Consider the following 13,924-nt stretch of genomic DNA (forward strand, 5'->3'; position numbering starts at 1 on the left):
AATACTCATTATCCTATATTCTATATTATAATATAAAATCCTTTTTGCTTGACAAAAAAAAAAATTAACAATATAAGTAATTTTACTTAGGTAAAATATTGAAAAAAGGTAAAGCGTTATTTTCCCGCTTTACCTTTTTTCTTTTAAAGGAATGGATTTTCGTGTTTTGCTTTTAGGCGCTGCCATCTTTTTTCTACTTCTGCTTCGAATTCTTCTAAAATAGGTTTGTTTTCTTCTTTTAGTAGATGTTTTGTTTTACCCATGTATTTAAGCCATTCAGAAATAGCTACTCGTTTGTTTTTATCTTCTGGATTGTACGTAATGCTTGTAACACCCTGTTCGACCTCATATAGTGGGAAGAAGCAAGAATTTACGGCCTGCTCCAATATCGTTGCACCAAAGCGGTCTTCCGATTTCCAGTTAAGCGGACAGGTAATAAGAATTTTCCCATAAACCGTTCCTACATTTTGTGCGTACCATTGTGCCTTCGCACCCTTTTTAATTAAGTCTTGTGGGAAGGCTTCAGCACCTGTAAATACGTAAGGAATGTTGGTTGCCGCCATAATTTGCGCGGTATCCTTATGATGGAATCCTTTTCCCTTCTGTACCTTACCAACACCAGATGTGCTTGTCATATGACCAATTGGTGTAGAATAAGACATTTGTGAGCCTGTATTCATATATCCTTCATTATCATATTCAAGCATTATTAGCTTATGACCACGAAGGGCTGTACCAATCGCAGAACCCATTCCGATGTCCATACCGCCGTCTCCGGTAATCATTACAAACGTTGCGTCATCAGAAACTTCAATTTCACCACGACGTTTTAATTCAAGGAATGCTTCTAATGTTCCCGATAGCGTAGCAGCCCCATTTTGAAATAGGTTGTGGATCATCGTTTGTTTATGAGAACTATGCGGATAAGAAGTGGTCGTTACATAGGCGCAGCCTGTTTGGAATAACGTGACGATATCCCCTTCTATCCCCTTAAAGAATAGTTCTAATCCCGCAAATATACCGCATCCTGGACATGCTCCGTGGCCGGAAGCAATTCGCTTTGGCTTACCAGTTAGTGCACGAAGCGGCGGTATTTTCACCTTAAGTTTATTTGTTTCTTCATCCATTCTTACATCTATTAAACCAGATTTGTACACATCACCATGCTGTGGTGTAATCACAGGCTTAAGCATTTTTTCCGGATTACCTGGAACATGTCCATAATAATCAAATGGTTTTTCAGCAAACCCTTTTTCCATCGCTCCAATGGTCATATCGAAAAATTTCTCAGCGTCACTTGCGTAGAAATCCTTACCTCCAAGACCAAAAACACGGCTAAGAACGATAGTTTGGTTATTTCTATCTTCTTGAAGTGCTGATTTTACTTCATGGGTTAAATTCGGTCCATTTGCACCATATGAATCTGCCCGCTCGCCCACTAATAATGCTTTTACATTTTTAAGCGCTTCACGGATTTCTTTCGCTGGGAAAGGACGAATGATATTTGGGCTGATAACCCCTGCCTTAATTCCTCGTGCACGTAATTGGTCCACAACATCTTTTGCAGATTCAGCAGCAGAATTTAATAAGAATAAAGTAACTTCTGCATCTTCCATTTTATATAAGTCTAATATTGGATATTCACGGCCAGAAATGCGGGCATATTCTGCCGCAATCTCTCTGAATACCTCGCCAGCCGCATAAATCGCTTCAGATTGTTGGAAATGGTTGTTGATTAAGTCATCACCATTCATATGTGCACCAATCGTCACTGGCTTTTTCGGATCTCTAGCAAAATGATAATCTGTTGGACACTCACCTACAAATTGTTGTACCACTTTCCTATCTTTAAAGTACTGCAATCGACGCTTCTGATGGGATGTAAAGAACCCATCGTAGGCTACAATAACTGGCAAGCGTACCTTAGAGTGTTCGGCAATTTTAAGTGCCATAATATTCATATCATAGACAGCCTGTGGTGTTCTTGCTGTTAATATCACCCAGCCTGTATTTAATGCATAGTAAAGGTCAGAGTGATCTCCTCTAATATCAAGAGGACCGCTTACTGCACGCGTAACAAGGTTCATTACCATCGGAAAACGAGTCCCTGCTTGGACAGGAAGCTGTTCAATCATATATAGGAGTCCATTTGCACTAGTTGCATTAAATACCCTGGCACCAGTAGCAGCTGCACCATAGCAAATACCGGCTGACCCATGTTCACCATCTGCTGGGATTAACTTAATATCATGCTCGCCGCGGGCTTTCATTTGGTCTAAAAATTGCGCTACTTCAGTAGAAGGCGTAATTGGAAAATAACCCATAATGTGATAATTGATTTGTGCTGCTGCCATTGCAGCCATTTCATTACCTGATTCAAAGGTTGAGAGCTGCTCAGCGACAGCCAAACTAGTAATTTTATCCTCCAGCATTGCCATTACGAAATCCCTCCTGCTATATACGGAAAGTTCTGTTTTACGCGATTAGCTTCTGCATACCCAATCATTTCACGAAGATCTCCAAGTGCATCGGTTGGACAAGCCTCTACGCATTTTAGACAGCCCTTACAATATTGATAATCAATCCCTTTTAGGAACATTTGCTTCCTGCCCTTTTTATCCTCGCCTGCTTCCCAAACAAAGCAATAATCTGGACAGACATTATCACAAGCAGCACAATGGATACATTTATCCTTTAGTAACTCTGGAAGGAATCCTTGTCTAGATCCACTTAAATCTTTGATAATACTATTTGCTTGTGTTGTCATAACTCCGCCAAGTTCTTGTGTCAAATAACCTAATTGTGGCAGTGGGCATGTAAAACTTTTTCCTTCTGCACTCTCGGGGACTTCATATGTTTTAAATTGAACTTCTTTAAACCCGCGATCGAATGTACGTATATTAGGTTCAACCAGATGTGGGTATTTCTTCTCAAATGTTTTTCGAATGACGTTTCTCATTGAATCAGGGTCTAGAAAATCACAAATACGATATAAAGCACCCAGCATTGCTGTATTCACTTTCGTTTTTTCCTCAACGGCAATCGTTAAGGCATCAACTATAGCAAGTGTTCCATATTCTAATTTTAAATCTCTTCTGACTTCATCAAACTCTCTTGAAGTGTTCACAAGAGCAATACCATCAGCATTCAAACCACTGACAACATCAACAGTTTTATATAGTGCTTCATGAAAAACGGCAACAATATGCGGCTGCTCAATGGGGCTGTGATCTCTTATTTCAACTTCTGGTTCACAATAACGAATAAAGCTTTTAACAGGTGACCCTTTCTTTTCGGAGCCATATGATGAAAAGTTAGATCCATTTAACCCTAGACCTAGTACTCCTGCCTCAGCAAGCATTTTTCCGGCTAAGTTTGCTCCAAGACCCCCTATTGATTCGAGACGAATCTCAAAGAACCCAAGCTCATTTTTCTTCGGTAAAATAGACATAGTGTCCCTCCCCTTCTGGTTCAAAAAGACTGAAAATACATATAATATAAATTCCCCTCATTCATTGTAGGACATATGTTTTTTTTACGCTGTGACAAAAATCAAACATCATTTAAAAAATTGTATAACACTTTTAAAATAACTAAAAAAACGCTAATTTATATGGATTTATTCGTAAAAATAATTATATAACAGGAAATTAACTGTAGTAGAACAGGAATATTATACTGCTACTGTTATCGCTTTTTTCAATAATGGGGTATAATATACTATTGTTTTAATTTTTTCGAAGGAGTTTTATAATGAACGTTATTTGCAGTACCTTAAATGCTAAATATATACATACGAATTTAGCCATTCGTTACCTAAAGGCTTTTGCAGCTCCAGAATTCAATATCCAGCTGAAGGAATATACAATTAAAGATCCCGCCATGAATATCGTATCAGACCTCTATCAGCAAAAACCAAAAATCATCGGCTTTAGCTGTTACATTTGGAACATTGAAGAAACGATTAAAGTGGTTAATATGCTGAAAAAGATTGACCCTTCTATCCAAATTGTTTTAGGCGGACCTGAAGTTACTTATGATACTGTAGAATGGATGGAAAAACTGCCAAGTGTGGACTTTATTATTATTGGCGAAGGAGAACATTCATTTAAACAGTTACTTACGGAAATGAATGGTGAAGGAGATTATAGAAACGTCCACGGAATCGCCTACCGTGAAAATGGAAAAGTAAGAGTTACCCCTCAGATGAACAAACTCGATCTAAAAGAACTTCCATCTCCATACAGATTTCCTGAAGATGTTGCACATTTAGGAAAGCGTGTCACTTATATAGAGACAAGCAGAGGATGTCCATTTAACTGTCAATTTTGTCTTTCTTCCATTGAAGTAGGAGTACGCTATTTTGACAGAGAGAAAATTAAGGATGATATCCGATATTTAATGGCAAACGGGGCCAAAACCATTAAATTTGTTGACCGTACTTTTAATATAAGCAGAAGCTATGCAATGGAAATGTTTCGGTTCTTAATAGATGAACATCTGCCAGGAACAGTTTTTCAATTTGAGATTACGGCCGATATCATGAGACCTGAGGTTATCGAGTTTTTGAATAATGAAGCCCCTAAGGGACTCTTCCGCTTTGAGATTGGTGTACAATCAACCAATGATTATACGAATGAACTTGTAATGAGGAAACAAAATTTTGAAAAATTGACTAGAACCGTGACAATGGTGAAGGACGGCGGGAAAATAGATCAGCACCTTGATTTAATTGCAGGGCTGCCAGAGGAAGACTACTCTTCATTTCGTAAAACGTTTAATGATGTCTTTGAACTTCGTCCAGAAGAACTGCAATTAGGTTTTTTAAAAATGTTAAGAGGAACGGGACTAAGACTTCGCGCAGCTGACCATGAATATATTTATATGGATCAATCGCCTTATGAGATTCTGGGGAATAACGTCTTGCCATTTAATGACATTCTCAGAATAAAACAAGTGGAGGATGTTTTAGAAAAATATTGGAATGATCATCGAATGAATCATACAATTGAATATTTAGTAACAAAGGTGTTTCCTTCACCATTTGACTTTTTTCAGGAGTTTGGAGGTTTTTGGGATAAGCAGGGATGGTCGAGAATTGGACACCAATTAGAAGATCTATTCCGAAGATTGTTCTCTTTTTTAGAATCGAGATCCGTAAGCGATCTTGACATCATTTCTGGCCTTATGAAATATGATTATTTAATTAATCATAAGTACAAACCACGGAAACCATGGTGGGAACAAAGCTCTAATAAACAGACGAGAACAGAAATATATAAACAAGTAGTAGACAATCCATCACATCTTGGGCAACCTTATTTGGATTTAGCGCTTGATGAGAAAGATTTATATAAGCATACCATGATTGAGGATTTGTCTTTTGATCTGTCCGTCTACTTAACATCAGGCAAAATTGTAAAAGTTCAAACTTATTTATTGGCTTATTTCGATCCAGCAAACAAAGGAACGATTATTTTTCCATTTAAAGTTTAAAAAATAGCCGGCTGTTTCAGCCGGCTTATTTTTCTTTCTTGGAACGTTTTTTATCGCTATTTCTCGCCTGTAGTACTTCATATAACTTTGTTCCATTTACGTCACCAAATTCAATGCTGAATTCTTCACGTGTGTTTTGTACAGTTTTTTTCTCTTTCATTAGCTTCTTCCTTTTTTACCAAGCTTTGAATTTCGGTTTTGAACCCGAATGGCATCTTCAGTACCAGCATATTCTGCTGAAAACTCACTTTCCTGAACATTTTTATGTGGAGTTTTTGAATATTTATTTACAGCGTCATGTTCTGCTTTACGTTTAGCCATTTTTTCATCCTCCCTTTTTTGTGTTACACCCTTAGTTTTTACAAAAGAGGAAATTCAATCACTTCCTTATTTTTCATAAATAAATTTGTTCATCCAGAGAAAAATAAAGAAAAATAGGAGTGAGGAAAATGACTAAAGAAAACAAAGAAACAGATGAAAATTTAACGATTAACGAAACAATGCCGCATCAGATAAATGCCCCAAGTTTTGAAGGCACTGGAATCAAAATGCAGCCGCCTTTTGTAAATGAACATGGCGTAGTAATTGGAGACAGTGAATATTCCTCTCCCAATTCACCATTAGAGAACTGGACGGAAGACACTGACCCAGAAATTATGGCAGGGGATGAATGGGTTCACCCGACAAACGATATCGGCTGGAATACTACAGAAAATCGGGAACTGCTCGAAAGCAAAAAAAAACCTAAAGCATATCCTTTTATGCACCCAACCATCGACGTTAGCAAAGGGACTGACTAATTTGTTTAAAACGTTCCATATCCGCAAAACATTTCCACTTATTAAAATAGTTATTTGAATCATAATACAAATACAGAGAAAAAATCTCTGTATAGATAACAAGGAGTTGAAAATAATGGCTAACAGCAGCAATAAATTATTAGTTCCAGGAATTGAGCAATACCTTGATCAGGTTAAATATGAAATTGCACAAGAGTTTGGAGTAAATTTAGGATCTGATACAGTTTCCCGTGCAAATGGTTCTGTTGGCGGTGAAATTACTAAAAGATTAGTAAAACAAGCTCAAGCGCAAATGGCAGGTCAACAACAATAACCCAACTAAATAACATGGAAAAAGTCCGGCATCTATGCCGGACTTATTTTTTGCCATTTTTCTCTTGTTTATTTGGTTTATTTTGACTATTGGGTTGCGGTTTTTCTTGTTTATGTTTCTCGCCATGATTTGCTTGATTTTGATTAGCTTTGTCATTGCCATCTTTGTTTAATCCAGGTGGAGTCTGCTTCCCATTTCCTTGCTCTGTTGGTATTGGATTACTATTTTGGCTATCTTGGTTTTGGTGCACCTGCTGGTTTTGATTCGGATTATTATCATCCTGTTCTAGTTTCTTTTGCTGCTCAGGAGGCAGTCCTGTAGGTGAAGAAGACTCAGATGGTGTAATGTCCGTCTGCTTAACCTTTACTTTTGTTTGCTTTTTCTCTACAGAGATATTTTTATTTTTATGATAGACCCCGACTGGAACACCAGATTCATGAGCTTTTTTTACTTCATCCTCAGTACTTGTATACATATTTACTTTTATACTATTTTTATCAACTGTTTCTTTAATTTCCTCGATATTCTCCTCAAGTTTCTCCGTGCCATTCTCTTTTAACTCATCCGTTTTAACCGTTGAAATAAAAACTGGCTCTGCTTGGGTTATATGACCATTTTCTTTTAACTCTGTTAATATAATGGGAGTTAATTCAGACACATCCATTTTCTCCCAGTCTCCCAGCCGGGAAATAATATTTTCAGCTTCCTTATTAAATCCCTTTAATTCAACCACCTGCATATCCTTATTTAATCCCATTTCAATACTAGTGCCAGCATCTATAGACATATAAGCATAAGCTCTATTATTTTGATAAACTGGAAAAATGGAACCTGCACTTATGATCAGAACAGCCATCGTCATCCAAACTGTTTTTAAAGTAAAAAAGTTTTTTATTGATTTTGTTTGTTTGCTTTGTAGATAATCAGTAACAGGAAAAAAATCTATTTCTTCACCTATAGAATAAACTCTTTCCATTTTTCGGGCACGCAAGAACTCTCCATCAGAAGTTAATAATGTCACATAAGGGTCATTAACTTCCATTACAACTCCCCTTCTCATGTCTCTAGCACCCCCTTTAAATAATCGTTTAAATAAACATAATCACTTGATAGTATTAGTGCAATCGCAATAATATATTTCCGATTTCGTTCAATCGTCTTCCTGCTGACATTCACCATTTTTTCTAGTTGCTTTATAGGAAGACGTTTTTTCTCATATAACGAATCCCTTAATTCCCTATTTTCAACTAATAGCTTCGCTACTTTGATAGCGTTCTCCCTGGCATCCGCATGCTTTGGTGAATTCTCAACTAAATCACTGAAGCTCAAATCAAATGAAGTTAATAGAGTTTGAAATTGAATAATTTCTTCCTTTCTAATTTCTTCGTCAGACTTTCTCTTATATTCCTCAAGCGATAGCTCGTTTACAATTACCATGCCCGCTGACTCTTCCTCAAATGATGAATAGGTTAAGTCAATACTGACATGTTGGTTTTTCGTTTGCTTGCGTATATAATCAATGACTCTTCGTTTTATAATCACTTCGGCAAAACTAAGAACGGAACTGCCCTTCTCAGCTGAATATTTCTCAATTGCCTCATTAAATGCAATAAGACCAATACTAAATTCATCGTCAGTTTCATAAATATATCGTTTACATACGGAAGACACATTTTTAGCAATAAATGGTTTATAAGCCTCTATAATTTCATTAAGTAAAGAGTGGTCACCCTGTTGAATTAATCGTACCGACTCCTCTAAAGTACGCTTTTTATTTTTGGTTAAAAACAATAAACCTAGCATTGCCTCACCTCTCTATTCAACCAATTATACCATAAGTATGATAGATTGAACTTTGTAGGTTCTGGCAACAGTACTTCCAATAAAGAAATACGAATAATAATCGTCCTTTGTGGGGGCATCAAAATAAATATCATTAAAAAAACTCCAAATCTGTGTTAGATTTGAAGCCTCTTTTCGCGAAGCTGTAATATCCTTTTTATTACATAACCAATAAATACACCTGGGATCACAAAGGACATAGGTAAAAAAACTGGACCTGGATGAACATTAAAAATAGTCACCTTCGGGGAAATCATTAAACCTACTGTGACAAAATAAGCGGAAAATACAAAAGGTAAATATGAGTACTTTTCATCTACCGGCATTGCTGAACGATAACCATCCCACATTGCAAACATATATACACAAGGGTAAAACATTAGCCACTGATAATTTAGGATTGATTCAGCTTTATTGATTTCACCTAGGAAACTGTACATAATCGCACTATTAAAATGACTGTTCACATTTATTATAAATTCTAGTATCACAAAGAAAATACCTTTGATGTACTGACCACTTAATAGCTGACTGAATCCTGGAAAGGCTATACTCCATAATACTGCTTCTAATTTACTCACTTTTTTCATTTCTCTATCTCGCTTCTACTGTAAGTTACTTCCAAGTTAGTTTTACCAGTAAACGGCCGAATAAACGAAGAATATAAGAAATATTTTTGATTACTCTCTATGCATTAAATCATAATATGTGTATCTGATAGTTTGGATTATCCTTTTGCTCTAAGTAAAATGCTATCATTGCCTTTACACCATCTTTAAAATCAGGGCATCTTATTCCTGATCCCTTTAAATCATACACAGCCTGAGTACAATCAAAATGACCCATCCATGTAAAATAATCCAGTGCTTCTTTTTCAACCCCTAAATATTTTCTCATCGGCTTAATTGAAAGAAGCCCTTTGCCAACTGATAATGGGAGGGTTCCGATAGGTTTTTTGTTTAGCAGTTCCTCCATCAAAATTGTATAAATTTCAGAAGCACGGTAAGGACGAGGATCGGTTAAGTGATAGGTCTTACCGATACCATTTTCGAAAAAACTGAGATATGCTGTGGCTTGAATGATATAGTCAATCGGGACCAAATTAACATACGCTTTTCCTTTTCCCAATTTCGGAAGGATTGGGAGGAATTTTAATTTCTCCAAAAAGTTCATTATAAAGTATGGACCATCAAACTTTATCGTTACTCCTGTTTGTGAATGACCTTTAACAATCCCAGGCCGAATAATTGTAATGGGGACTTCTTCTTTAAGTTTTTCAACCAAAACTTCAGCCTCATATTTTGTTTCTTCATAATGATTTTTAAAACTAGTGGGACGAATAAGCTCAGTCTCATAAAGGGTCCCCTCACGTTCTCCCACTACATATGCCGTACTAAAATAGACATAACGTTTTAAATTAGTCAGCCCTCGTACCCACTTATTCACATTATTGGTGCCATCTACATTAATTCTAAAAGCAATATCCCTAGGTACTGCCAAATCATAGATAGCTGCAAGATGAAAAACATGGGTTACCCTTTCATCTAGAATTTCTTGGGTTTCTTCAGAGACCAATAGTGATGGCTGGGTGATGTCACCTTCTATAAGGATAAATGAGTCGTCCTGCAGACCTAGTTCTGTAATAATAGCATGTCGTTCTTTTCTTGCTTTATCCATCATACTTTGAAGAACAAGTACATAAACAATCCCATTCAATTCATTCTTTTTCAAAACCTCTCTAATTAATTGGTTACAAATAAAACCCGGAAATCCCGTAAAAAAATACCCATTTTTCATTACTACCCCTCCCAAAAATATTCTATGGAATCTTGTACTAATTGTATGTTGTTTAAAAAATCATACTCAAGATATTAATCTGAATTTTCTGTATTCTTGATTTAAAAAAATGACGGGAATAATCCCGCCAATCCTACTCGTGCTGATCCATAGGGTTATAAAGCTTCACGTCTGGATTTTTTTCTTGGAACCAACGAAGCGCAAAATCATTTTCAAATAAAAAGACATAATGATCAAAGCGATCCTTTACAAGCAGACTTCTAGAACTCGAGAGATTTTCATCGACAACATCTCCTTCTATCCATCTGCCAATTTTAGAACCAATTCGTTCCATCAATACCTCAGCATTGTATTCATTTCTCATTCGATGTTCAAAAACCTCAAATTGCAGCTGTCCAACAGCACCTAGCAGGTAATCATCCGTTTTGACTGTTTTGTAAAGTTGAATGGCACCTTCCTGAACCAGCTGTTGGATCCCTTTATAAAATGATTTTTGTTTCATTACATTTTTTGCAGAAACCCTAACAAAAAGCTCTGGTGTAAATTGAGGCAGTCTTTCAAATTGAAAATTATCTTTACCTGCAGTTATGGTATCACCAATTTGGTAAGTACCAGTATCATAGAGACCAATAATGTCCCCGCTGACAGCCTCATCCACCGTATTTCTTTCCTCAGCCATAAAAGAAGTGGATTGAGAAAGCTTAATCTGTTTACCTAAGCGTGGTATATTTACCGTCATTCCTCGTTCAAATTTACCTGAACAAATACGGACGAAAGCAATCCTGTCACGATGGGCTGGGTTCATGTTTGCCTGAATTTTAAAGACAAATCCTGAAAACTGTTCAGCAAGCGGATTAATTTCTCCTATTGATGAATTTCGAGCCATCGGAGCAGGAGCAAATTGCAGGTATGTCTCTAAAAAGGTTTGGACCCCAAAAGTTGTTAACGCAGAGCCAAAGAAAACCGGTGTAATCTTACCATCTGCAACTTTTTCAGGAGAGAAATCATTACCAGCCTCATTTAAAAGCATAATCTCTTCCAGCGTTTGGTCATAAAGTCCAGAAGCCTTTAATGGATGTTCTCCTTCTATTTCCCCTTCACTATTTAATGGTATGAAACGGTCTTCCTCATTTACTCTAAATTGTTCAATTCGATTGTAATAACGGTCATAAATCCCAAGAAACTCTTTGCCCATCCCAATTGGCCAGTTCATTGGATATGACTCAATTCCAAGAACCTCTTCTAATTCAGCAAGGAGCTCTAAGGGCGCTTTCCCCTGACGGTCCAGCTTATTAATAAAAGTAAAAATTGGAATTCCACGCATCCGGCATACTTTAAATAGCTTTAACGTTTGTTCCTCAATCCCTTTAGCAGAATCGATAATCATAACTGCACTATCAACAGCCATTAACGTACGATACGTATCTTCACTGAAATCCTGGTGTCCTGGAGTGTCCAAAATATTGACACGAAAATCATTGTAATCAAATTGCATAACACTGGACGTAACAGAGATTCCCCGTTGCTTTTCAATTTCCATCCAGTCACTTGTCGCAAACTTACCTGTTTTTTTAGCTTTTACCGTACCAGCGTCACGAATTGCTCCGCCGAATAATAATAATTTTTCTGTTAATGTTGTTTTCCCGGCATCCGGGTGAGATATAATCGCAAAGGTTCTACGCGATAATACCTCTTCTTTAAAATTGTTACCCATTTCAAATTCCTCTCTTTTTGTCAATCCAAAAATTTTTCTCGTACCCTTAATCTTATAGTCTGGCGGTCAAATTTGCAATCCTTTAATAATAATCCAATTGGAAATCTATTTCCATCCATTCCCACATCGCCTTTTGCCATTTTCCTTTTATAATAGAATAAGACTCTGTATAAGGAGATGACTATATTGAATCAAAGTAAAAAACTAGTCTCAAAGATTATTCCGCTTATCGCAGCGTTACTAATATTACTGGCAGGGATAACTTGGATTATCCAAACAACCAATAAAAAAATTGAGATTCCTTTCTCTTCAGTGGAAGAAACCATTCAAGAGCAAAACGGGAAACAAGTAGTTCTGACAGAGCACTCTGACGGCAGCATACTACTGGAAATTGACGGTCTCAAATACGAATCACATGTTCCTCCGAATAGTCAAATGATCGACAAACTCGTTGAGAATTATAATATTCAATACTCCTTCTCTAATAGCAGCCGTTTTGGAAAGTGGATCATGGCGGGTGTACTACTCACCCTTGTTGGAACTGCTTTCGTACTTCAAAGAACAAAAGGGGGGTTTGGTCTATCAAATTCAATGAAGAATAGTGTTTCTCAAGCACGACCTCTTCCATCCATTAGTTTAGATAATGTTGGTGGGATTGGTGAAGAAATGAAGGAAGAAATTCTTCAGACACTTTCAACACTGAAGGAACCGGAAAGAGCGGTTAAAATGGGGATTAAGCCGCCAAAAGGTATTTTATTATATGGACCGCCAGGCACAGGAAAAACATTATTAGCTCAGGCAATTGCCCGTGAATTAAATGCATCTTTCTTTTCTGCAAGCGGGTCAGCTTTTAATGAGTTATTCGTTGGAGTCGGTGCCAGCAGGGTCCGCTCTTTATTTCAGAGTGCGAGAAAACAAGGTCCTGCTGTCATCTTCATTGATGAAGTAGATGCCCTAGCTGGCAGAAGAAAAGCCCATGGCGGTGAAGAAGCAGAAAAAACTTTGACTGAACTCCTTGTCCAGCTTGATGGCGGGCATTCGAATGATGGAATTCTGTTTATTGCCGCAACAAACAGAAAAGATATGCTTGATGAAGCGTTCCTAAGGCCGGGTAGAATTGACTTTACTTTCCATGTTCCGCTTCCGGATACAAAAGGAAGACGAGAAATCATCGATATTCATACACGAGGGAAAGCACTTAGTGAAGAGGTTCTAGCGTCTTTAGATGAATTAGCTGAAAGTACCTCCGGCTTTTCAGGAGCAGAGCTGCAATCATTATTTGAAACAGCCAGCAGACGAGCAGTGCGTAACGGGCAGGATGTATTAACTAAAGGGGATCTTGATTATGCTCTAGACCGGACAATATTAGGAAGTACATCTCGTACTTTACAGGATTTGGACACGAAGCGTCGAGTGGCTATTCACGAAGCAGGGCATGCCATTGTAGCTTCCTTAACGAAGCCAGGTTCTGTCAGAAAAGCGACAATTATCCCACGTGGTGATGCGCTGGGATACGTGGCACCCATCCCAAAAGAGCTTCATTTATCCACGACAAGTGATTTACTAGATCGGGTCGCCATGGTATTAGCCGGTGGTGTTGCCGAAAGAATACTCCTTGGCGAACATAGCATAGGCGTCAGTGGTGACGTGCAGCAAGCAAAGCAAATTATTGAACAAATGGTAGATACGGGCATGCTTCAAGGTGGTTTTACCCTTACTTTTAACAAACAGGACAAAGAAGATAAAATGCAAGAACTTTTTGAAAAGGGGATAGAAAGAGCAGAGAATCTAATAAATAGTCATCAACATCAGTATCAGCAATTAGTCGATAGCTTATTAAAGAAAGAAACACTTGAAGGCTATGAGGTAGAGGAAATTGTCTGGGGAAAGACTCCAATCATAAGTGATGATGTTTCTGCATAAATGAAATAAATGTTCCTGTGGCACACTAATTTATATATC

General features: G+C 37.4%; 13 protein-coding genes. 4 read left to right on the forward strand and 9 right to left on the reverse strand.

Annotated elements, in window-relative coordinates:
- Window positions 1-143: 143 nt before the first annotated feature.
- The gene (locus F4694_RS10395; RefSeq protein ID WP_179597541.1) at window positions 144-2,438 is read right to left on the reverse strand and encodes a thiamine pyrophosphate-dependent enzyme; all 2,295 of its coding nucleotides are present in this window, start codon (window positions 2,436-2,438) and stop codon (window positions 144-146) included.
- Window positions 2,438-3,451 (reverse strand): 2-oxoacid:acceptor oxidoreductase family protein, encoded by a 1,014-nt coding sequence (locus F4694_RS10400; RefSeq protein WP_179597543.1) that lies wholly within the window; start codon window positions 3,449-3,451, stop codon window positions 2,438-2,440. The genes F4694_RS10395 and F4694_RS10400 overlap by 1 nt, the downstream gene beginning before the upstream one ends.
- Window positions 3,452-3,753: 302 nt before the next feature.
- Between F4694_RS10400 and F4694_RS10405 the strand changes: the two genes are divergently transcribed.
- Window positions 3,754-5,496: a B12-binding domain-containing radical SAM protein gene (locus F4694_RS10405; protein ID WP_179597545.1), complete on the forward strand. Its 1,743-nt coding sequence runs from the start codon at window positions 3,754-3,756 to the stop codon at window positions 5,494-5,496.
- A gap of 25 nt (window positions 5,497-5,521) precedes the next feature.
- Here F4694_RS10405 and F4694_RS32110 read toward each other — a convergent pair whose 3' ends face one another.
- Together F4694_RS32110 and F4694_RS10410 are read right to left on the reverse strand one after the other, a co-directional pair.
- Window positions 5,522-5,656: a hypothetical protein gene (locus F4694_RS32110; RefSeq protein ID WP_257029193.1), complete on the reverse strand. Its 135-nt coding sequence runs from the start codon at window positions 5,654-5,656 to the stop codon at window positions 5,522-5,524.
- Window positions 5,656-5,817, reverse strand: a complete 162-nt coding sequence (locus F4694_RS10410; protein WP_179597547.1) for a hypothetical protein — start codon at window positions 5,815-5,817, stop codon at window positions 5,656-5,658. Before F4694_RS10410 ends, F4694_RS32110 begins: the two co-directional genes overlap by 1 nt.
- A gap of 128 nt (window positions 5,818-5,945) precedes the next feature.
- On the opposite strand from F4694_RS10410, the gene F4694_RS10415 reads away from it, so the two are divergent.
- Both F4694_RS10415 and F4694_RS10420 read left to right on the forward strand, forming a co-directional pair.
- Window positions 5,946-6,296 carry a DUF3905 domain-containing protein gene (locus tag F4694_RS10415; protein WP_179597549.1) on the forward strand — a complete coding sequence of 117 codons (351 nt, stop codon included), beginning with the start codon at window positions 5,946-5,948 and terminating at the stop codon, window positions 6,294-6,296.
- A gap of 115 nt (window positions 6,297-6,411) precedes the next feature.
- Window positions 6,412-6,609, forward strand: a complete 198-nt coding sequence (locus tag F4694_RS10420; protein ID WP_090763659.1) for an alpha/beta-type small acid-soluble spore protein — start codon at window positions 6,412-6,414, stop codon at window positions 6,607-6,609.
- 43 nt (window positions 6,610-6,652) lie between these two features.
- Here F4694_RS10420 and F4694_RS10425 read toward each other — a convergent pair whose 3' ends face one another.
- From F4694_RS10425 to F4694_RS10445, 5 genes are all read right to left on the reverse strand, one after another.
- Window positions 6,653-7,669: an anti-sigma factor domain-containing protein gene (locus F4694_RS10425; RefSeq protein WP_179597551.1), complete on the reverse strand. Its 1,017-nt coding sequence runs from the start codon at window positions 7,667-7,669 to the stop codon at window positions 6,653-6,655.
- Window positions 7,666-8,412 (reverse strand): RNA polymerase sigma factor SigI, encoded by a 747-nt coding sequence (gene sigI, locus F4694_RS10430; protein ID WP_179597554.1) that lies wholly within the window; start codon window positions 8,410-8,412, stop codon window positions 7,666-7,668. Before sigI ends, F4694_RS10425 begins: the two co-directional genes overlap by 4 nt.
- A 155-nt stretch (window positions 8,413-8,567) precedes the next feature.
- Entirely contained in the window at window positions 8,568-9,041 is a 474-nt protein-coding gene (locus F4694_RS10435; RefSeq protein WP_179597556.1) for a hypothetical protein, read from the reverse strand.
- Window positions 9,042-9,150: 109 nt separating this feature from the next.
- Window positions 9,151-10,248: an SDR family oxidoreductase gene (locus tag F4694_RS10440; protein WP_179597558.1), complete on the reverse strand. Its 1,098-nt coding sequence runs from the start codon at window positions 10,246-10,248 to the stop codon at window positions 9,151-9,153.
- A gap of 133 nt (window positions 10,249-10,381) precedes the next feature.
- The gene (locus F4694_RS10445) at window positions 10,382-11,962 is read right to left on the reverse strand and encodes a peptide chain release factor 3 (protein WP_179597560.1); all 1,581 of its coding nucleotides are present in this window, start codon (window positions 11,960-11,962) and stop codon (window positions 10,382-10,384) included.
- A 186-nt stretch (window positions 11,963-12,148) separates the two neighbouring features.
- Here F4694_RS10445 and F4694_RS10450 point away from each other — a divergent pair, with 186 nt between their 5' ends.
- Complete coding sequence (locus F4694_RS10450) at window positions 12,149-13,885, forward strand: AAA family ATPase (protein WP_257029194.1); 1,737 nt, start codon at window positions 12,149-12,151, stop codon at window positions 13,883-13,885.
- The last annotated feature ends 39 nt before the right edge of the window (window positions 13,886-13,924 follow it).

The organism is Neobacillus driksii, assembly GCF_013409995.1.
GTDB lineage: Bacteria > Bacillota > Bacilli > Bacillales > Cytobacillaceae > Neobacillus > Neobacillus driksii.

What these genes read in the sequence shown, in the direction of transcription:
- F4694_RS10395 (WP_179597541.1), bottom strand. Translation starts at nt 2,438, where the DNA reads ATGGCAATGCTGGAGGATAAAATTACTAGTTTGGCTGTCGCTGAGCAG.
- F4694_RS10400 (WP_179597543.1), bottom strand. Translation starts at nt 3,451, where the DNA reads ATGTCTATTTTACCGAAGAAAAATGAGCTTGGGTTCTTTGAGATTCGT.
- F4694_RS10405 (WP_179597545.1), top strand. Translation starts at nt 3,754, where the DNA reads ATGAACGTTATTTGCAGTACCTTAAATGCTAAATATATACATACGAAT.
- F4694_RS32110 (WP_257029193.1), bottom strand. Translation starts at nt 5,656, where the DNA reads ATGAAAGAGAAAAAAACTGTACAAAACACACGTGAAGAATTCAGCATT.
- F4694_RS10410 (WP_179597547.1), bottom strand. Translation starts at nt 5,817, where the DNA reads ATGGCTAAACGTAAAGCAGAACATGACGCTGTAAATAAATATTCAAAA.
- F4694_RS10415 (WP_179597549.1), top strand. Translation starts at nt 5,946, where the DNA reads ATGACTAAAGAAAACAAAGAAACAGATGAAAATTTAACGATTAACGAA.
- F4694_RS10420 (WP_090763659.1), top strand. Translation starts at nt 6,412, where the DNA reads ATGGCTAACAGCAGCAATAAATTATTAGTTCCAGGAATTGAGCAATAC.
- F4694_RS10425 (WP_179597551.1), bottom strand. Translation starts at nt 7,669, where the DNA reads ATGAGAAGGGGAGTTGTAATGGAAGTTAATGACCCTTATGTGACATTA.
- sigI (WP_179597554.1), bottom strand. Translation starts at nt 8,412, where the DNA reads ATGCTAGGTTTATTGTTTTTAACCAAAAATAAAAAGCGTACTTTAGAG.
- F4694_RS10435 (WP_179597556.1), bottom strand. Translation starts at nt 9,041, where the DNA reads ATGAAAAAAGTGAGTAAATTAGAAGCAGTATTATGGAGTATAGCCTTT.
- F4694_RS10440 (WP_179597558.1), bottom strand. Translation starts at nt 10,248, where the DNA reads ATGAAAAATGGGTATTTTTTTACGGGATTTCCGGGTTTTATTTGTAAC.
- F4694_RS10445 (WP_179597560.1), bottom strand. Translation starts at nt 11,962, where the DNA reads ATGGGTAACAATTTTAAAGAAGAGGTATTATCGCGTAGAACCTTTGCG.